The 20,361-nt window shown below is 62.6% G+C and carries 16 protein-coding genes, 1 tRNA gene and 1 riboswitch; of the genes, 7 read left to right on the forward strand and 10 right to left on the reverse strand.

Translation table 11 applies throughout. The features are described from left to right. The first annotated feature begins 1 nt into the window (after position 1). From grxC to A3E77_RS01180, 3 genes are all read left to right on the forward strand, one after another. On the forward strand, positions 2 to 262 hold the full coding sequence (grxC, locus tag A3E77_RS01170; RefSeq protein WP_293643072.1) for a glutaredoxin 3: 261 nt from the start codon (positions 2 to 4) through the stop codon (positions 260 to 262). 2 nt (positions 263 to 264) lie between these two features. Beyond that, the gene (locus A3E77_RS01175) at positions 265 to 732 is read left to right on the forward strand and encodes a DUF1178 family protein (RefSeq protein ID WP_293643073.1); all 468 of its coding nucleotides are present in this window, start codon (positions 265 to 267) and stop codon (positions 730 to 732) included. 49 nt (positions 733 to 781) lie between these two features. After that, positions 782 to 858, forward strand: a tRNA-Arg gene (locus A3E77_RS01180). 760 nt (positions 859 to 1,618) lie between these two features. On the opposite strand, the gene A3E77_RS01185 is transcribed toward A3E77_RS01180, so the two are convergent. The 4 genes from A3E77_RS01185 to A3E77_RS01200 all read right to left on the reverse strand — a co-directional run bounded on the left by A3E77_RS01185 (position 1,619) and on the right by A3E77_RS01200 (position 8,859). Then, complete coding sequence (locus A3E77_RS01185) at positions 1,619 to 3,166, reverse strand: reverse transcriptase domain-containing protein (RefSeq protein ID WP_293643074.1); 1,548 nt, start codon at positions 3,164 to 3,166, stop codon at positions 1,619 to 1,621. 246 nt (positions 3,167 to 3,412) lie between these two features. Next, entirely contained in the window at positions 3,413 to 5,650 is a 2,238-nt protein-coding gene (locus A3E77_RS01190; protein WP_293643075.1) for a KAP family P-loop NTPase fold protein, read from the reverse strand. A 90-nt stretch (positions 5,651 to 5,740) separates the two neighbouring features. Then, on the reverse strand, positions 5,741 to 6,460 hold the full coding sequence (locus tag A3E77_RS01195) for a hypothetical protein (protein WP_293643076.1): 720 nt from the start codon (positions 6,458 to 6,460) through the stop codon (positions 5,741 to 5,743). Beyond that, positions 6,457 to 8,859 (reverse strand): N-6 DNA methylase, encoded by a 2,403-nt coding sequence (locus A3E77_RS01200; RefSeq protein WP_293643077.1) that lies wholly within the window; start codon positions 8,857 to 8,859, stop codon positions 6,457 to 6,459. Before A3E77_RS01200 ends, A3E77_RS01195 begins: the two co-directional genes overlap by 4 nt. On the opposite strand from A3E77_RS01200, the gene A3E77_RS01205 reads away from it, so the two are divergent. Further along, positions 8,815 to 9,456 carry a hypothetical protein gene (locus tag A3E77_RS01205; protein ID WP_293643078.1) on the forward strand — a complete coding sequence of 214 codons (642 nt, stop codon included), beginning with the start codon at positions 8,815 to 8,817 and terminating at the stop codon, positions 9,454 to 9,456. The genes A3E77_RS01200 and A3E77_RS01205 overlap by 45 nt on opposite strands. A 553-nt stretch (positions 9,457 to 10,009) precedes the next feature. Here A3E77_RS01205 and A3E77_RS01210 read toward each other — a convergent pair. The 6 genes from A3E77_RS01210 to A3E77_RS01235 all read right to left on the reverse strand — a co-directional run bounded on the left by A3E77_RS01210 (position 10,010) and on the right by A3E77_RS01235 (position 16,118). Next, the gene (locus tag A3E77_RS01210; protein WP_293643079.1) at positions 10,010 to 10,534 is read right to left on the reverse strand and encodes a hypothetical protein; all 525 of its coding nucleotides are present in this window, start codon (positions 10,532 to 10,534) and stop codon (positions 10,010 to 10,012) included. Positions 10,535 to 10,924: 390 nt separating this feature from the next. After that, entirely contained in the window at positions 10,925 to 11,467 is a 543-nt protein-coding gene (locus tag A3E77_RS01215; RefSeq protein WP_293643080.1) for an RES family NAD+ phosphorylase, read from the reverse strand. Then, complete coding sequence (locus tag A3E77_RS01220) at positions 11,464 to 12,435, reverse strand: antitoxin Xre-like helix-turn-helix domain-containing protein (protein ID WP_293643081.1); 972 nt, start codon at positions 12,433 to 12,435, stop codon at positions 11,464 to 11,466. Before A3E77_RS01220 ends, A3E77_RS01215 begins: the two co-directional genes overlap by 4 nt. A gap of 354 nt (positions 12,436 to 12,789) precedes the next feature. After that, positions 12,790 to 13,839, reverse strand: a complete 1,050-nt coding sequence (locus A3E77_RS01225) for a threonine aldolase family protein (protein ID WP_293643082.1) — start codon at positions 13,837 to 13,839, stop codon at positions 12,790 to 12,792. Between the two features lie 51 nt (positions 13,840 to 13,890). Next, a riboswitch (SAM-I-IV-variant riboswitch) is annotated at positions 13,891 to 13,999 on the reverse strand. 33 nt (positions 14,000 to 14,032) lie between these two features. Then, positions 14,033 to 15,097: a dipeptide epimerase gene (locus A3E77_RS01230; RefSeq protein WP_293643083.1), complete on the reverse strand. Its 1,065-nt coding sequence runs from the start codon at positions 15,095 to 15,097 to the stop codon at positions 14,033 to 14,035. 73 nt (positions 15,098 to 15,170) lie between these two features. Next, positions 15,171 to 16,118 carry a MurR/RpiR family transcriptional regulator gene (locus A3E77_RS01235; RefSeq protein ID WP_293643084.1) on the reverse strand — a complete coding sequence of 316 codons (948 nt, stop codon included), beginning with the start codon at positions 16,116 to 16,118 and terminating at the stop codon, positions 15,171 to 15,173. A 164-nt stretch (positions 16,119 to 16,282) separates the two neighbouring features. Here A3E77_RS01235 and A3E77_RS01240 point away from each other — a divergent pair, with 164 nt between their 5' ends. The 3 genes from A3E77_RS01240 to A3E77_RS01250 all read left to right on the forward strand — a co-directional run. Beyond that, a complete protein-coding gene (locus A3E77_RS01240) occupies positions 16,283 to 18,424 on the forward strand; it encodes a TonB-dependent siderophore receptor (protein ID WP_293643085.1) in 2,142 nt (713 codons plus the stop codon). A gap of 36 nt (positions 18,425 to 18,460) precedes the next feature. Further along, positions 18,461 to 19,969: an amidohydrolase family protein gene (locus tag A3E77_RS01245; protein WP_293643086.1), complete on the forward strand. Its 1,509-nt coding sequence runs from the start codon at positions 18,461 to 18,463 to the stop codon at positions 19,967 to 19,969. After that, positions 19,966 to 20,361, forward strand: a 396-nt coding sequence (locus tag A3E77_RS01250; RefSeq protein ID WP_293643087.1) for a DUF1611 domain-containing protein, incomplete at its 3' end; no start/stop codon positions are given. The genes A3E77_RS01245 and A3E77_RS01250, both read left to right, overlap by 4 nt.

Genomic DNA, 20,361 nt, shown 5'->3' on the forward strand with positions numbered 1-20,361 from the left:
CATGGCAAAGATCGAAGTTTTTACGAAATTCTTCTGCCCCTATTGCACGCGGGCCAAGGCGTTGCTCGATCGCAAGGGCGTGGCCTATGAGGAAATCGACCTGACGATGGATCGCGCCGGGTTCGATGCGATGGTCGCGCGCACCGGCGGCGCGCGCACCGTCCCCCAGATTTTCATCGATGGCAAACATGTCGGCGGCAGCGACGACCTGGCTGCGCTCGATGCGCGCGGCGGGCTTGATCCCATGCTGGGGCTCGGCTGACCTTGATCGTTTTCGATCTTTGTTGCGCCGCCGGCGATCACCGCTTCGAGGCCTGGTTCGCGAGCAGCGACAGCTTTGCCGAACAGCAGGCGCGCGGCTTGATCAACTGCCCGGTGTGCGGCGACGATGCGGTGACAAAGGCGGTGATGGCGCCGCGGCTGGGCGCGAAATCGAACCAGCAACTGACCGTTGCGGCGCCCCCCGAATCGACCGCAGGTAAAGAGGTATCGCCCGAAATGGTGCGCAAGCTGCTGGCCGATATTGCCGCCAAGCAGGCCGAGATGTTGCCGCAATCGCGCTGGGTCGGCCGTGAATTTGCCGACGCCGCCCGTGCGATGCACGAAGGACGCGCGGCGGAGGATCTGATCCACGGACAGGCTTCGCCCGACGAGGTGCAAGCCCTGCGCGACGACGGCATTGCCGCGATGCCTTTGCTGGTGCCGGTGGTTCCCCCCGAAACGGCGAATTGATCCGCGCCGATTGACGCTGTGCCTTTTGCGCCGCTACACGAACCGCGGCGCACCCGTAGCTCAGCAGGATAGAGCATCAGATTCCTAATCTGGGGGCCACTGGTTCGAATCCAGTCGGGTGCACCATTTTTCAATGACTTAGATTAATCTGGCTACAAGACTTCTTTAGCTGAGGCCTTGCGGACTTGGGCATTCGAAAGATCCCTCAGTTCTGGAGAGTTTTTGACCGGAGCGAGCGTAGGCTCGCTTGCATCAGCAAGCTCATAGCAATCACAGATTTGCGGCAGCGTCGTTCCTGCGTCAGCTTCGCGCCTCGATCCAGCCATCGGATGATAGCGACCGGTATCCTGAAAGCTGCCACAATGTTTGCGTTCGCCGCTCGGTTGGGGCGACGGCTGCTACCGTCTTGGGGTCTATACCGAGCTCGGGGTCGGGGTTGCCGCGGACGCTGCCAAGGCACAGGCACTTTATCAGAAGGGCTGCGACGATGAGGATGGAGACGGCTGCAGGCATTCGCCGAGATACATGCCCAGGGCCGCGGCGTGCCGCGGGACAGCGCGCAGGCCGAATTGCTCTATGGGAAAGCCTGCGACAATCTGCACTTCGGGGCCTGCATGCCGTTCGTCGCGATGGAGGAATACGGCCCGTCCAGAGCCGGTAGCGCGGCATCCCGGCAAGACCGTATCGCCCCTCCCGACGCCTCGCGGAAAATCAGGCCAAACCGGCGCCTGCAGCAACGGGAATGCCGAAGACAGCCCGGAAACTTCCGGCAGGCTGGGAGCGAACTATTCCGGAGCCTGGTCGCCTCACGCTGTTGGAGACTGACGGTGCCGGTGGAATTACTACTGCGCGAAAGAGCCTTCCAACGAACGCCGGGAATCTGCGCTCATTCGCTGGCGAACTTCACCAACTGCTGGATGTGGATGGCAAGATCGCGATCCTCATCGATGCCGCCCTTGTGGTTGATGCCAATCACCTTCCCGTCTTCGGCAAGCAAGGGGCCGCCCGACATTCCCTCGGTAATCCGAATGCCGACATCTATTTGCTGAACGGCGTGCTTTACGGGGAGCGAGCTCACGGTCCCCTTCCGGACGTTGAGCCGGTCGCCAAATCCGAACTGGGGATATCCGACCGACGTCACATGGTCCTCTACAGCGGGTGGTTTCTCCGTGACTTCAAGCTCATAATATTCATTCGGCGGCACAGCATGCGCAATAATGGCAAGGTCGCGGTGGGGGCAGGTCTTGGCGACGGTTACCGGGATCTTGTTCGAAAGCCGCGACGGATGATAGACGATGATTGGCTCGCTCGCTTCACTGACGCAGTGCGCTGCGGTTACCAGACCGTAGTCCTTGAGGAAGAAGGCGGTTCCCTGGCGGCCTTTCGGTCCGGAATGTTCGATCACCCATACGGCGCGATCGCGCACTTCGGCTGGTGTCGGCTCGATACCGATCGGCGCTTTTGGAAACAGCAGGTTGAAGCGTTTGGCAAGATTGCGGAAAACGGGATCGGACGCGCCTTTGATATCGCTGAGCCAGCTAAGCTTGCCGCGAAGATGGCTTTCAAGGCTCGCTGTCCCCCCATGCTTGGCGTGATATTTGGCTTCAGCGGCGGTCTCGCCCAGCTTCTCGATCGAATATAGCCCCGAACGCAGATTGCGGATGAAGCGCCTGTCGAGATTGAGGCCTTCGTTGATACGCACGCCGGTAATGATCCGGCGCGAATGCCGGTCGGCATAATGGGCCTTTTCCGGATTGATCGCAAAGCCATTCGTTTCAAACGCCGACCGCAAGTCCGTCGACAGCAAATCGGGCGACACATTTCCCGTCGGGGGCAGAGCCGCCTCGAACAGGCCGGACAGCGGCCTGTAGCTCGAAAAGCTGATGTCGTCGGCGTAGCGCGTATAGATGCAGCGCGTCGCCTTCGCCACCGCCAGCAATTCCTTGTCGAGCCGGAAACAGACCATGTTGGAGATGACCGGGCTGCTCGGCGCCCCTTGCGGCAGGCGGTTTTGGTTGCAGCAAAGGCGAGCGAGAATCTCGGCAACGCGGCGATCGATCCCCAGCGATCGGAAGAGCCCCTCGACGCGGTTCTCGGTGATCGCTCCGAAGAAATCCCTGATGTCGAGATTGAGGACAAATTTGCTCTTCACATGCGAGCGGGCATTTGTCTTCACTGACTTGTCCGCAACAAAGCCGTGCACCGGGTGGCGGACCCTGTACATCGGTGTGAGCAGATCGGCGATCCTGCGCTGCAGATGCTTCAGGCGGTCCTGCGGCGCGGTGATGATCCGCAGCTTGCCAGCGCCTTTCGCAATGTTGAAATCGCGATACATGCGGTGACGGAACCACCAGATGCGCTTGAGCTCAGCCGACGAGAGGCCAAGATGGGCGAGCAGCGCGGCCTCGGTCTCAAGGGCCGGGGGTATGGTCACCCGCGGAGGCGGACCGAACATCATTGCCGGACTTGGCACGGAGTCTCCCTTCCAATCACGCCATGGCTCCGTGATACGGCGGCGCGTACGATTTCTTCTAGACATTGACTCTCACGCCGCAGTTACGACAGCGCGTATGCGAGGGGAGACCCCGTGCGCCTTGACTAGCAAGGACGGCCCACTGTGCCCAGTGGGGACGTCACCATATTGGAAGGCGTGCGTAGATCGCGGAAACCATGCTTGCCTTCATTCGGCGTCGTCCGCGTCATCGCCGGTTGCCGCATCGAGCTGTTTAGACGCGTCGCGGACAAAGACTTTCGCCAGCTCTTCTTGGTCATCGGAAAATTGCCCCGCGGCGAGCATCATCGAAGCAACCTCCAGCAGTTGGCGAAGATCGACAAACTCCCAGCTTACCGGGCCGCGCAGCTGTCGATATTCGCCAATGGTCGAAGACACATGGGACATGATCATGTCGATGACGAAAATGATGACCCGCGGATCTTCGAGATTGCAATCGATCCAGGCCTTGATGGGGGCTGGCCCTCGAAGGCTGTCCCAGAGAGAAACCACCTGCCAGCCAACCGGCGCCGTCAATATGATCCCCGGATCGGTCTCGACCGCCGCGATAAAGTCGTCGGCAAGTGCGCGCGCTTCATCTGCTTCAAGAACGCTGTCTTCCATCCGTCGCCTGACGTCATCAGCAAGGTCCATGTTGTGCGGCTCGAACTGGCCCGCGAGGATGATCGCGCTCGTCGATGCGCCTGCGCCGACCAACGCCTCGCGTAAGGCTTCGCTCCGGCGCTCCGAAGGAATTTGCAGCAGGCATCGTCTGGCAAGGCCCCTGATATCCTCGCGCCCATGCTGCCATCGCATTCCCGGGTCGGCCTTCCCGCATGTGAGTATCTCGTCGCCCCGCCGCGCGACGAGCCACAGCAGAGGGATGGGGTGCGAGAATGCTCCGGCGGTGACCTGATACAGGGCCGCAAGAAACTTCGGCAGGAACGTCCCGCCGGATATGACTGCGCGTCCCATGGCATCACTCAGCAGAACGTCGAGCGCCGCATCGTCGGCGATGGCCTGCTTGATCCGCTCGAGGTCGGCTTGGCTATATTCATCTTCGGGGGGACACATGCGGAAATAGGCCTCGAACCCCAAGGGTGCGCCGACGCGCCATCGGCCCTCGACCTTTGACCGGTCAAAATGATGGGCATTGTCGAGGAGCCTTGCCGCGTTCGGAAACAGCCGCGAAAAGAGGTGGACCACTTGGCTGCGGCGCGGTTCGGGGACACGTTCGACGATCGACTGCACGATCTTCTTGCGCTCGACGTCGCGCAAGGATTGCTGGTTGTCACCAGTCACGATCTCCTTGTGATCGCGAATGCCGTCATAGAAATCGCGCTCGAACAGCCGCCACAGTTCGAGCACGAAGAAGTCCGGAAAATAGGCCTCACCGGCAATCGACGGCCAGGCGATCGAGAGGCCATTGGTGAAGCGGACAACATCGCGCGGGGACCGCAGATAGACGTCGGATGCCAAATGCGCGGCGTAGAACCAATCCATCTGGTCGAAGTCGGGCTCGGCGGCGATGAGCGGATCGACGCCGCGCGCCAGCAGGCCGCGCAGGCCTGCAAGCGTGGCGTGTGGCAAATCGAACTCGGCCTGCACGATCTTTTCCCGGTAGCTCGGCAGGCGCCGGGCGCGCTGATCGGCCCTGGCATCCGCGAGAGCCACGTCGACGATGTCGCGGTCGTAGACGAGCAAATGCGTCACACCGGGCAAATTGCCGAATGTCTTGACGATACTGAGGAGCTGGCGAAGATCGCTCGGTTGCAGGCGATCCAGATCGTCGACGACAATGAGCACGCGGCCGTTCGCACCCGTCAACCGCCCCACTAGCTTGTCGAAGCGTTTCGACAGATCGTCCGCGGTCGGCTTATTTTTGAGGGCACTGACGATCGTGCCCTTGATTGCGCCCGACAGCGGCGCGACGGCTCCGCCGCTGAACAGGGTGACTGCGCCGGCCGCCGATGCACCGACCGCGTCGGAGTGATCGCGCGCACCACCGACGAATGTCTTGACCTTTCGCCATGTCCGCTGCGGAAGGCTCAGCGACCGGGGTCCTAGCACCACTTCGACTGCGTCGGTGAGCGCCGAGAGATAGCCGGTCGTGAGCGCATCGACGCCGGAAAAGAACCAGGGGTTGAACGCCTGGATGACAATCTGCTCGCCCTCGGGCCGCGCGGTATCGAGGCGTCGTACATGCTCGAGGCAGAGATTGACCGCGCTGCTCTTGCCCATCCCCCACCGCGCCTGCAATCCGACAACTAGGCCCGCATCGGGCGCCCGTTCCACGAGGCCGAGTGCAAGCGCCTTGGCGAACGCTCCGAAGCCAAGCAGATCGTCGTCGGATGTCTCGATCGGCGCGTCACCGCCAAGGCGATCGCCGGTTACGGATTGGCTGGCGCTCTCGGTTTCTCCTGTCATGAACCTCCTGTACCGCGAGCAAGCCGCGCGCTTAACTGAAATGGCAGTCGATCCCGCCCAAATGGCCGGCTCTCAGATTGCGGCTGTCCTTTATGAAATCGGTGCAGGAGCCTTCGATTTGGCAGTGCTTGTCGGATAGCCGAAGGCGAAGAAGAAGTGGGACACTCTGATCGTACCATGCGTGGCAGCCAGTGCCGGATCTCGATCATGTTCGGTGTCGAAATCGGCAGACGCGAACAGCGATGATGGCTGGCAATAAGCTTCGCCGGTCTGAGCGGGCTTGAGGCGAAGCAGCGTGGCCAACTCGGCATCGCCCAATGCCTTCCGAATGGGCGGCACTACTTCGTCCTGCGGATCCAGAAGGACGCCGACCATCGCAGCAACCGCCTGACCCCGGCTATAAATCCCGGTGACAAATCGACCAAGTCCCTTCTCTCGAAGATAATGGTCACGATGCTTCTTCTGCCGCCCAAGGCGTTTGAATTCGAAGACCAGCTTCATCGAATGGACATCGCTGTTCCACCCGTAGACAATATCCGTCCGGCGCTCCTCAACCAGGACGCCAGTTGCGGGATCGAATTCGCCGATGATGTCCTCCGCAGCCCAAATCCCGAACAGCCCTCGTTCGCGCGCGACATGATTCTCGACATAGATTTTGAGCCGCTTGGTAAGTGCGGTTTCCTTGGTGGCCGGGTTGAAGTCGGGTCGCGGCCGTTCGGCGAGTTCAGCCCAGCCTTGGCGCAAGGCTTCCACTGCTTCAGTTGCCGGCTGTAACGGGAAGGCAGCGAGCCAGTCACCAATTCCCGTCATGCAGTCGCCGCCGATTTTTCGATCCTTGCACGAGACTGGACCGTTCGTACGATATGTTCGGCGTCGCGCAGCGCCTGGCGCACGGTCCAGCTGCGCTGCGTCAGAGGCCGGACCAGATAAAGGCTGCCGTCGATCCAGAGATGCGCGTCGGGAACGAGTGACAGATGATCACCCGAAGGGATCGTCCGGAGGCCCGACTTCCGAAGCGCAGACAAAGTTTCAAGAACCAGTTCATCGTCGATACTGGCGTCCGCCGCCGTGACAGCCTGACCATTCTCGGCGTAGCTAATTCGTACGATTCCCGAGAGACCTGCACGCCGTGGATCATTGGTCACGACATCGACGCTGAATTGTCCCTGGCCCCCCGTGCGATCGCGCCAAGCTGTCAACGCATGGGCGAGGGTACCAGCATAGGCGCTGAAATCGGCGCGGCCCGCAGTTCGCTGGGCGGGGGTGTCGAGACTCTTGAAGCTCCGCGGACGGATCGAAGGCATCAGAATCTTGACCGTCTCGGTGATGAGCGTCCGCTCTTCGCTTGTCAGCCCGAAATAGGAAAAGACCGCGTCGTCGAGTTCGCTGTGCACGCTTTCGTAGTAGATCTGCTGGATCAAATCCGGCTTGTCGGCCAGCTTGTCGACATGCACGTCCACCGCGGCGAGTGCCGCGGTGGCGGCTTCCGGGTCGGGTGCATCTTCGGGCGGAAAGAAGGGAAAGGCATCGACGTCGGTCAGATGAATGCCGTTGCGTTCGCACAGCATCTTCCAACCGCGCATCATCAGAAAGTAGCGTGCGAGGGTCGAGCGAAGATAGACGGCCGCGAATTTCAGAAGCGGCGCATCGACCTTCGGACCGGCGATGACACCGACGCTGTGGGTAAAGCTCGCCGGCGCGTCATAATAAGCCGCGCGTACATTGAGCTGCCCGCGCGAAAATCCATCGGGGAAGAGGACTCGCGGACCATCGAATACGCTCAGCACCGATTCGTTCAAGCCGACCACGGTCCTTCTATCGGCAGGCCAGGGAACGAGCAGCTCGGGAGACAGAACGGGAACGCCGGCGCTCAGCGCCTTTGTCGTAACGTGACGCATCGCGTGGAGGGGGCCTGGATCGACGGCGACACGGGTCTTGTCCTCGACGTGAATGCCCTTGCGATATGTCCAACGGCGGTTCTTTGCCGGACCCCGCCAGAAATTGGCGAAGGTTCCGCGCAGGCCGAGGCGGCTCAAAATGGCGAGATCGTTGGCATCGCCCCACATCATGGTCACGAGAAGCTGCGGGTCTTCTGCCACCGACCGGCTTTGGAGCGCGTGACGATCCGCCGACTGCATCGTGAGGCGGCCCAGCGCAAGGCTGAGATCCGCTTTCGGGACCAGATAGTCGAAGACTTCGCCGAATGGGATCGCTTCCGGCACTGTCGCACCGCGTCGTTCGCCGAGAAACACATGACATGTATTTTCGGCAGTGGGGAACAGCAGGCCCTGCAGATCACCGAAATTGATGATCCTTCTCGGCCTGTAGGCGCGGAGAAGATAAGACACAAAGGCCTCGCTCGATGCGCCGAGAAGTTGTCCGATCGGAAGAATAAGGCAGGCACGCCCACCCTCCTCAAGGAAGTCGAGCGCGCGGAGCGCATAGGCGCCCGCGACCTGCCGCCGCGCAAAAGGAGCGCGCGCCCGATCAGCCCAGGCATCAGCCGAAGTATGTTCCTTGCCTTCGGGCTCAGCCCAAGGCGGATTGGAGATGACCAGCGAGAAGCGGCGGCCATGGAAGGCATGATCGTCGCTGAAGAAATCTGCGGTTTCCCGTCCATGGGCCAGGTTTCGACCCTTTAGCGGCGGCAGCTTGGTGCCGTCGCGTTCCTGCGCTTCCAGAATGTCGGCTGGGGCCAATCCCTCGAGCAAGGACAGATACAGGCTGAAAGCCGTCACGCGGCAGGCCATGAAGTTGATATCGCCGCCGAAGATGCTCCGTGTGAGAAGCTCGCCGCGTTCGGCGAAGCCGAGCTGGGAACCCTTTCGCGCTTCCGCAAATGCAATCAAACGCCGATAGGCCGTTGTCAGCAAAATGCCGGACCCGCACGCTCCGTCGAAAATGGTTTCCGAAAGCGGGTCGGTCGATGTGAGCAATGCTTGATCGACCGCCAGCATCGCAAGGTTGCGGGGCGTATAATAAGCGCCGTCCGATGCCTGCTCCTCGGGCGTCAGGAATTGCTCATAAAGCCCGGACAGAAGTTCGACAGGAAGATAGCTGAAATCATAGTTCCAGAAATCGCCCTGGCCGGTTCGCATGTCCGTGCGGATCAGGAACTGGTGAAGAAGGTCGAAGTCGCTGTCCGAAAGCGCCGTCCAGGGGTCGTGGCGGTCATCGCCGAGAAAGTCGCCGTTGAAGTCGGAGCGCAACCGGTCGATCAGTTTGGCAATTCCGGCCCGATCGCGTGCGACAACAAGATCGGGGAGTTTGGCGACCGCGCGCCTCTTCCGGTAGGTTTCGCCGACGATCTCGCGGTGCTCGAGGTAGGAGATGAAAAGGACCTGCCCCATCAAGAGTTCGGCAAGGCGGCGCCGCACGAGCACATCCTTGATCGCTTCAAGTCCCGCTTCCGCCAGTTTCGCCACCGTCGTCGACAGGTTGGACAGAAGTTTCCGGTCGACGCGCGCTTTGACATCGAACCATTTCGGCATGCGCCGGGAAAGATTTGCTGTCGATATGTCGAGGGCGGAGAATGGGCCATCGGGCCGCGCCTGTTCGAGATGAAGTTCTTCGCCTGCGCCGGCGAGTTTGCGGGCCGGCAGTGCGGTCGCCTCATGCCCCTTGAGTTCGATTACAACGGTTGCGAGATTCTGGTTCCAAATCCGCTGGCGCGCGTGATCGAGATCGGCGCTCGACAAGGGCGCGTCGTCCTCGCCCACGAATACCACGGTCGGGACGCCCTCTACATCAAAGACTGCCTGCGCGCGGATCGCACCATTGGGTTTCAGGAGCGTGTTGATTTCTAGCGCATAGGGATGCGTGTCGGGAACAGGCTTGCCGCGTCGGTGCAATACTTCGGGCTCCGCAGCATAGCCGAGCTTTTCCAGCCAGTTGTTTACCGCCGTAGCTGTCACGACCATACCTCGCAGAAGAATATGATGCGGAACATAGCATGAACATCCCGCAGACAACAGCCCGCCGGTCCGTCCCATCCGATACCGCGATCACCCCTGCTCTGCCGCATGTTGCGGCGCCCCCTCAGTGTCTCGATCCTGCCCGGTCAGTTGCGGTAACAGCATCTTCTAGAGACCGGTCGATGCCCAGTCCATGAGGGAGAGCGGGTATCATAGCGGACTCGTGCGGTAAATGGCGATCGATCGCCATTCTGACGCATTCTGAAGTCGCGAGCGATGCGGCGCGCTTCGCCATCAAGTCAGTCATCCACGGGGTGGGCAATTGGCAAGCGTAGGCAAGGCTCGCGGCGGGAACTGGCGACCGGTGTAAACAGATACGCGCCTTTGCCGGCAATCCCGACGCAATCAAGGGCGGGGTTCGAGGTGCCCATTCTGGCCGCCCCGCCTAGACCAGCGAGCGCCGCTTCTTGAGGACCGAGACGATGCGCGTGGCCACCGGCTCGATCTCCCGGACCCAAATCTGGAAGCTGTTGTAGATGCGTTCGAGATCTTGATCGGAGCGGAGGATATCCCGATGCGGATCGTAGAGGAGCTCATGCTCCTTGATCTTTCCCTCGACGAACCGGATGTCCTGCCACAATTTGAGATCGCGCACCTTGGCCGACGGCGAGACCAGTGCGATCATGGCCTTGGCGTCTTCCAGCGACGAGACCGCCTTCTGCGCTTGTGGGACGAAATCCTCGAAATCCTCATTAAATTCGACAATCGTCTCGAACTTCTTCGCGGCTTGCAGCAGCGCGATCATGCTCGTGAGCAGCAGCAGCTCTTCCTTGCCCTCGGCTTCGCGTTGCCGCCAATGCTCGACCGCGAGCGCGCCCCATATCGCGAAGACCACACCTACCATCGCGCCGGCGAACTGCAGCCAGTCGGCAGCCTTGATGTCGGTCGCAGGCGCGCCGACGACGAGCATCACGGCGGCGCCCGCCCCAGCGCCAGCAATGGCAACGAGCAAGAGAAGGGAATATCGCATGGCGCCTCTTACCGTGCTGGCGCCGCCAAGGCCATAAGCCGGGGCGCGTCGACATGTCATGATGGGTATTCGACCGCCGCGCTGCCCGTTCCGCGCTCGTCAATCGCATTGGCCGCGATAAGCGCGATCGCCGCCGCGATCTCTGCGCCGATTCTTGCCGATCGCGCGCGCTCAGGAATTTGAGCCCGACGCGGCTGGACGGAGCGATTACCTAGCCAAGGGCCCGGTACGCCTTCGACGTGCTCTGCAAGGTCCCACAATTCGGGGACCCAGCGCAACTACGCAAGTCGGCGTTTGAGGATAGCGTCAGACGGGTTATGGTCGCTGCGTTCAGGCGCCGGCGGCGCGGCGGTGGGCCTGGACCATCGGCGCGAGGCGCGGATCGGGTTCGAGATCCTGCGACACCATCGCGCAGTTGGCAGCGACGATCTGGCGATACTCGGTATGCTCGGGGTTGAGGAGGATGTTTGCGGCATTGGGATCGGCGGCCGAAGGGACGATCAGCGCACAGCTCGCGCGCGATACCAGCCAGCGATCGCCAAACGCACGACAGAACAGCGACCCCTCGCAGCGCCAGTGGGGGTCGCCGGCAGCAACTTCGGCCTCGGTCAGGACCATCGTCGAGACGCGCGGCAGCGCGATCGCGAGCATGACGCGATCAGTACGGCGCTCGGAGAACAGTTCGTCGGCGTGGACGAGCCGCTCATACATCGAGAGCGTGGTGCTCTCGGAGGTGTAGAGAATATGCGAGCCGCGGCGATGCCAGCGCCCGTCATCGTAAAGCCCCCCGGCTCCCGACAGCGCGTCCTCGACAGTGCCGGCGAAGGCAGCGCGGGTGACTCGATAGACGGTGGCCGGGAGGGCCGCGATCACAGATAATCGCCCCGGTCGATGCGGCGTAGCAGGCTCAGGATCTGCGCGGTACCGACGCTCGAGGCGATCAGTTCGGCGGGGGTGCGACCGCGAAGCCCCACTTTGGCGCGGAGCAGCCAGGCGATCGCGGCCTCGCGTGAGGCGAAGACGGGCTCGGCAGAGACGAGGACCAGAGCCAGGCGCCAAGCGGCATCGGACTCGGACGGGGTCAGCGGCTGGCCGTCGCGCTTGCGGCGCATGAGCGTGCGGCGCGGCGCGATCACCGCCTCCATCGCGGCATAGGGCCAGCCTGCTGCGCGCAGCGCCTCAATCGCCTGCGCCGGAAAGCCAGCCGCGATCGCCTCGATCAGTTCCTCCTCGGTGCGGATGGCCGCGGCGTCGAGGCCGAGGAGCGCGAGCGCAGCACCGCGAATATGGGTCTGGGGATCACCGGCGGCGACCACAGCGCTCACTTCGGCGAGTAGATCGGCTTTTGCCTTCTCGGTCGAGGCGTGCTCAGTCCGCGCGGCGGCGAGCGCCATCGGCGGCTTAATCCCCTTCATCAACCGCTCCGCCGCCTCGCCCGCCGCGCTGAAATGCTCACTGAAGGTTGCTAGCGCGGCAACATAGTCCGACGTCCCCGGCCCGGGCGGCAACGGGTCGGTGTCGACACTGTTGATGATGACGGGGCGCATCCCACTGTGGCCGGTGCCTAGGATATCGACTGCCGATAATGGCTTCATTACTGCCCCGCGCAGGAAGGCGTCGCCCGAACCGACGCCGATGCATTGAACCCCCTGCGCCGGGCCGCCGTGGAGCATGTCCCAGCCCTCGCCGCCACCATAATGGACTGGCGCATGAATAATCTCGCCGTCGGTCACCCCGGCTGCGCGCAGGACCCAGCCGGTGTTGATATTGTTGGCATTCACGGCCGCGCGGCGGCGGGACGTTGCCTTTGGCGGCTCTTTGGCGGGGTCATTCTTGCGCATGGGAGCGACTATCCTGCTTAATCATGCGGTATAATTAGTGCCATTTGGCACATGTGGCAACCATTTTTTGTGCCAAATGGCGCAAACTCTCGCGCATAAGCACGATGGAGGAACCATTGCATCGGTACCAATGCGGCCATTCACTTTTGCCGAGGCGGAAGATTCAGTTGCGGCCGGCCGCCTCGGCCTCGAGCTTGAAATAGTCGCGCACGGTGAAGGGAGTCTCGGCTTTATGGCCGGCGTCTCCTGAGGTCCGCTTCCGCAACAGGCGCCCCCAAAACCTGCCCGTCCCGAAGCGGCCATTGCAGGCCGATATTGAAGCACAGGAGCCATCTCGCCGGCCTAAGCGATTCCTCACGGCGCAGTCGTCTCGACGGCTAATCTCGCAATATCCTCTGCTAAAAGATCGACGCCTTCGAAACGGGCATCCCAGGCGAACATGAAGCGCGCGCTACCGCCAATAAAAGTGTAAAATCGCCAACCCCGCGCGCTGAGACTTTCGAGAATCCCGTGGGGTACGTGAAGGAAGACTGCATTGGCCTGCACCGGGAAGGCAAGGCGGACACCGGGAAGACCTTCGACCGCCGCAGCGAGGCGCGCAGCACAGCGGTTTGCATGCTCGGCATTGCGCAGCCAGGCGCCGCTTTCGAATAGGCCGATCCACGGCGCCGCCAGGAAGCGCATTTTCGAGGCGAGCTGGCCCGCCTGTTTGCAACGATAGTCGAAGTCGGTCGCGAGCGCGGTGTCGAAAAAGACGATCGCTTCGCCTGCCGCCATGCCGTTCTTGGTGCCGCCGAAGCACAGGACATCGACGCCCGCGCGCCAGGTGATATCGGCTGGCGCGCACTGCAGCGTTGCGCAGGCATGCGCAAAGCGCGCGCCGTCCATATGGAGCTTCAGCCCGAGATCGTGGCACGTCGCCGAGATCGCTTGGATCTCGTCGATCGAATAGCATTGTCCGGTCTCGGTGGGCTGAGTGATCGTCACAACGCGCGGTTTCGGAAAGTGAATGTCGGACCGGCTCGTGGCGAGATCGCGAATCGCCTGCGGTGTCAGCTTGCCGTCGGCCGATTGCGCAACGAGCAGCTTCGATCCGTTTGAGAAGAACTCCGGCGCGCCGCATTCGTCAGTTTCGACATGCGACGACGAGGAGCAGATGACGCTGTGATAGGATTGGCAGAGCGCCGCAAGCGCCAGCGAATTGGCCGCAGTCCCGTTGAACGCGAAAAAGACCTCGCAGTCGGTCTCAAAGAGCGTGCGGAACGCATCGGCGGCGCGCGCGGTCCATTCGTCATCGCCATAGGCGGGCGCCGAGGCGGTATTTGCCGCGCACATCGCGGCCCAGGCTTCGGGGCAGATGCCGGCATAATTGTCGCTGGCGAATTGCTGCGGCTGGGTCGTCACGTCGAAATCCTTCCTTCACGATGGAGGCGGCGGATCGACGCGCGTGCGGCTTGGGGTCCCGTTGGTTGCCGGTCCGGCCACATCCCCCGCTTGTGACGGGGTACCACCTTGCTCGGGAGCAGGTTGGTGCCGGGCGTCGGCCCGACTCTTGATGTATGGCGCGCCCTAGGCGCGGCACTGAATCCTGTCAATGTCACCGTCCGTCGCCCCAGGGATGGGGTGCGCAGTCGATGTGGCCCGAGCGATAGGTGGCGCCCGGCGTACAATCGTCTTTCAGGAAAATCGGGCCGTCGAGATCGACGATCGAGCAATATTGGCCGAGCAGGAATGCCGGCGCCATCGCGAGCGAGCTGCCGAGCATATTGCCGACCATGACGTCGCGCCCCAATGCGCTCGCCTGTTTCGCAAGGCGCAGGCCGTCGGTGAGACCGCCGCATTTGTCGAGTTTGATATTGACCGCCTGGTAGAGGTGCGCGAGCCGTTCAAGGTCATCGGCCGTCTGGATGCTTTCGTCGGCGGCGACCAGAATCGGCAGGTCGAGACCGGCGAGCGCCGCATCGTCGCCGACGGCAAACGGCTGCTCGATCAGCTTTACCGCAGCGGCTTCGAGTGCGGGGAGCAGGGACAGGAGGCTGGTCGGTGTCAGGCTGCGATTGGCGTCGACGGCGAGCCACACATCCGGCCGCGCCGCGCGCACGGTCGCTATACGGCTTTCGTCGTCGGCGTTTCCGCCAAGCTTGATCTTGATCGCGCGCGCTTCGCTGTAGCTTGCGGCCTTGGCAGCCATTTCGACGGGCGTGCCGTTGCCGACCGTATAGGTGGTGAGCAGCGGTTCGGGGGCCGCCATCCCGAGCAACCGCGAAACCGGCAAGCCCGTCAGCTTCGCCTGCAGGTCCCAAAGCGCACAATCGAAGGCGTTGCGGGCGCCGCCTGGCGGGAACAGCCGTGCCGCGCTGGCTTGGCTCACGCCTTTCTCGATTTCCGGCGCGGCATCGACCAACGCGGTCTGGATGTTTGACGGCATGTCGCCGCGGTAAAAGACGCCTGCGGCCTCGGCGTGACCGACATGACCCTCGGTTTCCAGTCGCAGCAGGACGGTCTCCACATCTTCGAAGATGTGGCCAGCGATGCGAAAGGGTTCCGCAAGGGGGCGCCGCACGATCGCGACATCGACGCACGGCGCGCAGGGTTCGAGGCGGGCAAGGGCTCCGTCGATGTCGAGCGAATCGAGAAGGGCGTTGGGGCGGGCGGCGGTCATACGATTCGGCTAACCTGGCGCAATTTTTCTGTCTATGAATTTTACTGACAAAAAACTGTCATCATATCCCAGGTCAAAGATTCATCTTCGGGCGCGGCGGCTGGTGGCCGGCATAGCCGGTGAACGTCTGGTGCAGCCGCGTGAGCGTTTCGAGCCGCGCCTCGACCTTTGTACCGATTTGCTTGATGACGCTGTTCACCATCAGGTTTACCGCGCAGACGAGCGCGACGGGCGAGCTCCAGAACATGCCCGTTTGCGTCGGCACCGCGATCACATGCGGCGTGAAGCGCGGCGCCCAGTCGCAGAACAGATCGGTCAGGACAATCAGCGGGATGCCATGTTCGCTCGCCTGTTCGGCGATCAGATAGGATTGGCGCGAATAGCGGCGGATGTCGATCACGACGAGGCAGCGGTCTTCGGTGTCGTCGGTCGCAAAGACGTCGGCATAATTGCCCGCGGTGAGGTCGACGAGCTGGACGCCGTCGCGCATGAATTGCAGGTGGTTCGCCAGCATCATGGCGATGCCGCGCTCGGTCTGGAACCCCGCAATCTGTACTTTGCGCGATTGCGCCAGCAACGCTGTCGCGGCCGCCCATTGCGGGGTTTCGGCAAGGCGATAGACAGCGAGCAACGACTTTATCTCGCGCTGCATCGATCCATCGGCTTCGTCGGGAAGCCCGGGGGTTTCGACAAAGTGCTGGAGCTGCTCGCCCACCATCCAGGGAAAGCCTGCCTCGCTGCTGTCCTTGAGTTCGTTCTTCATCGCTTTGAAATTGCGATAGCCGAGCTTGCGGGTGAAGCGCCCGATCGTGATTTCGCTGACCCCTACCTTCTCGGCGAGCGTCACCGCGGTCTCAAAGGCGAGCGTTGCATAGTGGCCGAGGATATAGGCGGCGATCGCGCGGTCGGCCGCCGAATAGCCTTCAAGGCCGGCCTGTAGCCGCTGGAGAAGCGGAACATTCGGAATAGTGGTTACATCCGACCCCGCTGGTCGCGAACCCCGATCCTTGTTGTCGCTCATGCTAAACCTCTCGTGCAAAACGCATTGTACGATGCCAGAAATATCATCAAAACTATCAATTGACAGAAATATGTCAACGGGTCTTAATTCTGTCGTTGCTCAGTCTTGTCGGCGTGAAAGCGGCGCCCAGGCCAGCCATATGATGATTGATCCAGGGGGTTGTGATGACGAAGAACCGACAGGTCTGTGAATTCCACCATCGGCCGAAGCGCGGCGTGCGCCGCTTGCTTTGTGCGGGCAGCGTCGTCGCGGCGGCGGCCTTCGCACCCACGCTGGCGGCGGCGCAGGAGGCCGGCGAAGGCGAGGTCGATGCGATCGTCGTCAGCGGTTATCGCTACCTCAGCGAAAACACCAGCGGGACGACCGGGCTTCCGGTGCCGATCGAGAAAGTTCCCCAATCGATCAGCCTCGTCAGCGAGGATTTTCTCGATGCCACCGACGCCAAAAGCCTCGGCGATGTCGCGCAATATACGCCGGGCGCCTTGTTCGACGGCAATCCCGGCGGCACGTCGTCGATCGTCAAGCTGCGCGGCTTTGCCGCCGGCAATGCGATCGACGGGCTGAACGTCGGCGCGCTCGATTACGAGCCCGATTTCGCGACGCTCGAAAGGCTCGAAATCGTCAAGGGACCGACCTCGGTCGTCTATGGCGCCGCCAATCCGGGAGGCATCATCAATCAGGTGACGAAGGGCGCCGACGCCAACACACCGTCGCACATCGAACTGCTCGGCGGTTCGTGGGATCGTTGGCGGATCGAAGGGCAACTTGCGGGCGCGCTCAACGCCGCGGGCACGGTCCATGTGATCGGCGTTGCCGTTCACGAGGAAAGCGGCAGCTTCGTGCAGCGCGTCGATTCGGAAAAGACGGTACTGTACGCGGGCATCGACGCCGACCTGACACCCGAGCTGACCGCCTATCTTCACGGCGGTTATGAACGTTATCGGCGTACCTCGTTCGACGGCATCCCGACCTTGCCCGATGGATCGCCGGCGCCGGTCGGCCGGTCGTTCTTCATCGGGTCGGGCGATTTCGACCTCGTCACGCCGGTGACGCGCGTGAATGGCGGCCTCGACTGGGAGGCCTCGTCGGCGCTGTCGGTCAGCCTGAAGGTCAATTATCTCCGCTCGAACACGACCGGCGAGAGCGGCTATGGTTACGACCTCCAGCCAAACGGCGATTTCTTCATCGCGATCAACAATATCACCAAAAGCGTGACAGAGGCGTTCAGCGCGGGCCTCTCCACCGTATACAAGTTCGACGATCTTGGGCTGACCGACAGCTTCGTCACCGTCGCCGCCAATTACCAGAGCTACGACACGAAGCAGGCGGGTACGATTCCCGACACGCCGCAGGGCGATGTCGCCAATATTTTCGACGGCGTCGATGCGATCGAGGCGCTGTTCAACACGCGTACCTATCCGGGGATCTTCGATTACAGCCTGAACCGCCGGCTTCGCTATTTCACCCTGTCGACGCAGGCGAGCATCAAGGTCGCCGAACCGCTGACGCTGCTCGGCGGTCTTTCGTGGGCGAAGCCCGATGTCAGCAAGCAATCGGGGAACCGGCCCTGGGAGGATTTCAGCGGCGCTAGTCAGACGAGCCTCCGTCTTGCGGCGACTCTCGAGCCGGTGAGGGGCCTCAACTTCTATGCATCGTACAGCGAATCCTTCCAGCCGCAGCTCTTCATCGATGCGGCGGGCGATGTCCTGTCGCCGCTGACCGGCCAGCAATATGAGGTCGGGGTCAAATATGTGTCGCCCGACCGCCGCCTGCTTCTGACCGGCGCGCTGTTCGACGTCCGGCAGGCCAATCAGGCGCGATACGACCAGACCATCGACCTGATCGACCGCTATGCACCGGTCGGCAAGGTCCGCCACCGCGGGCTCGAGTTGCAGGCGGTCGGCGAGATCGCGAAGGGATGGCAGGTCAATGCCGGGCTCGCCATTCTCGACCCGACGATCCGCAAGGACGATGATCCGGCACTGATCGGCAAGACGCTGACCTTCCTGCCGAAGAGTTCGGCGAGCATCTATACAAGCTATGAATTCGGCAATGCCTTCGTCGGCGGCGGCGTCCGCTATGTCGGCTCGGTGAAGACCGACATCGACCGCGCGACTCGCGACTTGCCATCCTACACGCTCGTCGATGCGTCGGCGGGCTATGATTTCGGCCGCTTCCGCGCGCAGGTCAACGTCAAGAACCTGTTCGACAAGCATTATTTCGTGAACAATTACCAGACGCTGTTTTACGGCAATGTCGTCGGCGAGCCGCGCAGCGTGACGGTTTCGCTCCGCGCTAATTTCTGACGGGCCGTGCTAGGTGTGGCCCATGGGATGCGACGTTTGACGATCAGGCGACCGGTGCGGGGAACGGCGCTGCTGCTGGCGGCCGCCGCGATGCTGGCGGAGCTTCCCGCCGGTGCCTCGCCGGTCGCCGCGGTGCACGATATCGTCTATGTGGGCGCGCGGGCGATCGATCCCGAAACCGGACTCGATGCCAAGCGTAACATAGCGGTCGATGGCGACCGGATCGCCGCCGTCAGCGAGACTCCCTTGAAGGGGCGGCGCGTGATCGATGCGCGCAGCCTCGTCGCGGCGCCGGGCTTCATCGACATCCATTCGCACGCGACGACGCATGAAGCGGCGCGCTATCAGGCCAAGGATGGGGTGACAACGCGGCTCGAGCTAGAGATCGGCACCTGGCCGATTTCGGCGTGGTACGATGCGAAGCATGGGCGCGAGCTTTTGAATTATGGCAGCAGCGTCAGCCATACCGCGCTGCGCTATTTCATCCAGAAAGGCGAGGGCGCGGCGGGACTGGCGGCGTTGCGCGATCCGATGGAGAAATTCGGTGCCGAGGAAGCCGGCGAAGCCTTGTCCGGCGCCGCGTCGCAGCGCCTGGTCGCGCTGATCGAACAAGGCGTACGCGAGGGAGCGGTCGGTATCGGCAGCGGCACCCAATATGCGCCGGGCATTTCGCGGCGCGAGATGCTGGATGTCACCGCTCTCGCCGCACGGACCGCGACCTGCCTGTTCACCCACATCCGCTATGGCAGCCTCGTCGAACCCGACAGCAGTTTTGAAGCGGTGCAGGAAAGCCTCGCCAATGCCGCCGCGACCGGCGGCTGCATCCATGTCGCGCACATCAACAGCATGGCGATGCGCGACGCGCCGTTCATGGCGGCGCTGATGCGCGACGCGCATGCGCGCGGCGTCGATATCACGACCGAAACCTATCCGTGGGGCGGTTCGGTGGATGCGGTGCGCAGCCATTTCTTCGATCCGGGCTGGGAGGAGCGCTGGGGCGTCGGCGTCGGCGACCTGCAATCGCGCAGCACCGGAAAGCGGCTGACGCAGGACGAATTCGACGCGCTCCGTGCGGGTGCGGCCGACGACGGCATCATCATGCATATGAATGGCGAAGCCACGATCGCGGCGCTGTTAAGGGATCCGTCGGTGCTGATCGCAAGCGACGGCGGGCGGATCGAGGGGCCGAACGGCCACCCACGCTCCGCCGGAACCTTCGCCCGCCTGCTCGGCCATTATGTGCGCGAGACTGGAACGCTTAGCCTCGTCGCGGCGCTGCGCAAGATCACGCTGATGCCGGCGCAGCGCCTCGAATTCTTCGTTCCCGCGATGAAGCGCAAGGGCCGGCTCCAGTCCGGCATGGACGCCGACATCGTGCTTTTCGATCCGGCCACGGTCGGCACGCGCGCGACCTATGGCGACGCGGCGCGCTATTCGGACGGTTTTCGCTATGTGATGGTGAACGGCGTGCTCGTGATCGACGGCGGAAAGCCTGTCGAAGGCGTCAGCCCGGGACGCCCCATCTTTTCGAAGTATAAGTCATGACGGTCGTGCTCGACCAGCCAGCAGGGGCGGCCGTCCCGGGCCTTCCGGTCCTCGACCTGCCGAAACCCTATCTGCTCTTTCTCGGCGATGCGGTGGACACGGCATTTTTGAAGACGGGGCTGGGTCTGCGTGACTGGGCGCCCGGCCTCTGCATCGCCGAGCATGGATGCGCGGGCGCGCCTGCGACGCTCGGGCTCCCGGCAATGGCGCCGCGCGAAGCCCATGCGGCTGGCGCGCGCGCGCTTGTTCTTTCCGCGGCGTCGATCGGCGGCGCGATCCGCGACAGTTGGATCCCCTATCTGGTCGACGCACTGGAAGCGGGGCTCGATATTATCAGCGGCGCGCACGACCGGCTGGGCGACAATCCGCAGCTTCGTCAGGCTGCCGAGGCT

The organism is Sphingopyxis sp. RIFCSPHIGHO2_12_FULL_65_19, from assembly GCF_001830555.1.
Classification (GTDB): domain Bacteria; phylum Pseudomonadota; class Alphaproteobacteria; order Sphingomonadales; family Sphingomonadaceae; genus Sphingopyxis.

What these genes read in the sequence shown, in the direction of transcription:
- grxC (WP_293643072.1), top strand. Translation starts at nt 2, where the DNA reads ATGGCAAAGATCGAAGTTTTTACGAAATTCTTCTGCCCCTATTGCACG.
- A3E77_RS01190 (WP_293643075.1), bottom strand. Translation starts at nt 5,650, where the DNA reads ATGACAGGAGAAACCGAGAGCGCCAGCCAATCCGTAACCGGCGATCGC.
- A3E77_RS01195 (WP_293643076.1), bottom strand. Translation starts at nt 6,460, where the DNA reads ATGACGGGAATTGGTGACTGGCTCGCTGCCTTCCCGTTACAGCCGGCA.
- A3E77_RS01210 (WP_293643079.1), bottom strand. Translation starts at nt 10,534, where the DNA reads ATGCTCGTCGTCGGCGCGCCTGCGACCGACATCAAGGCTGCCGACTGG.
- A3E77_RS01220 (WP_293643081.1), bottom strand. Translation starts at nt 12,435, where the DNA reads ATGCGCAAGAATGACCCCGCCAAAGAGCCGCCAAAGGCAACGTCCCGC.
- A3E77_RS01230 (WP_293643083.1), bottom strand. Translation starts at nt 15,097, where the DNA reads ATGACCGCCGCCCGCCCCAACGCCCTTCTCGATTCGCTCGACATCGAC.
- A3E77_RS01235 (WP_293643084.1), bottom strand. Translation starts at nt 16,118, where the DNA reads ATGAGCGACAACAAGGATCGGGGTTCGCGACCAGCGGGGTCGGATGTA.
- A3E77_RS01240 (WP_293643085.1), top strand. Translation starts at nt 16,283, where the DNA reads ATGACGAAGAACCGACAGGTCTGTGAATTCCACCATCGGCCGAAGCGC.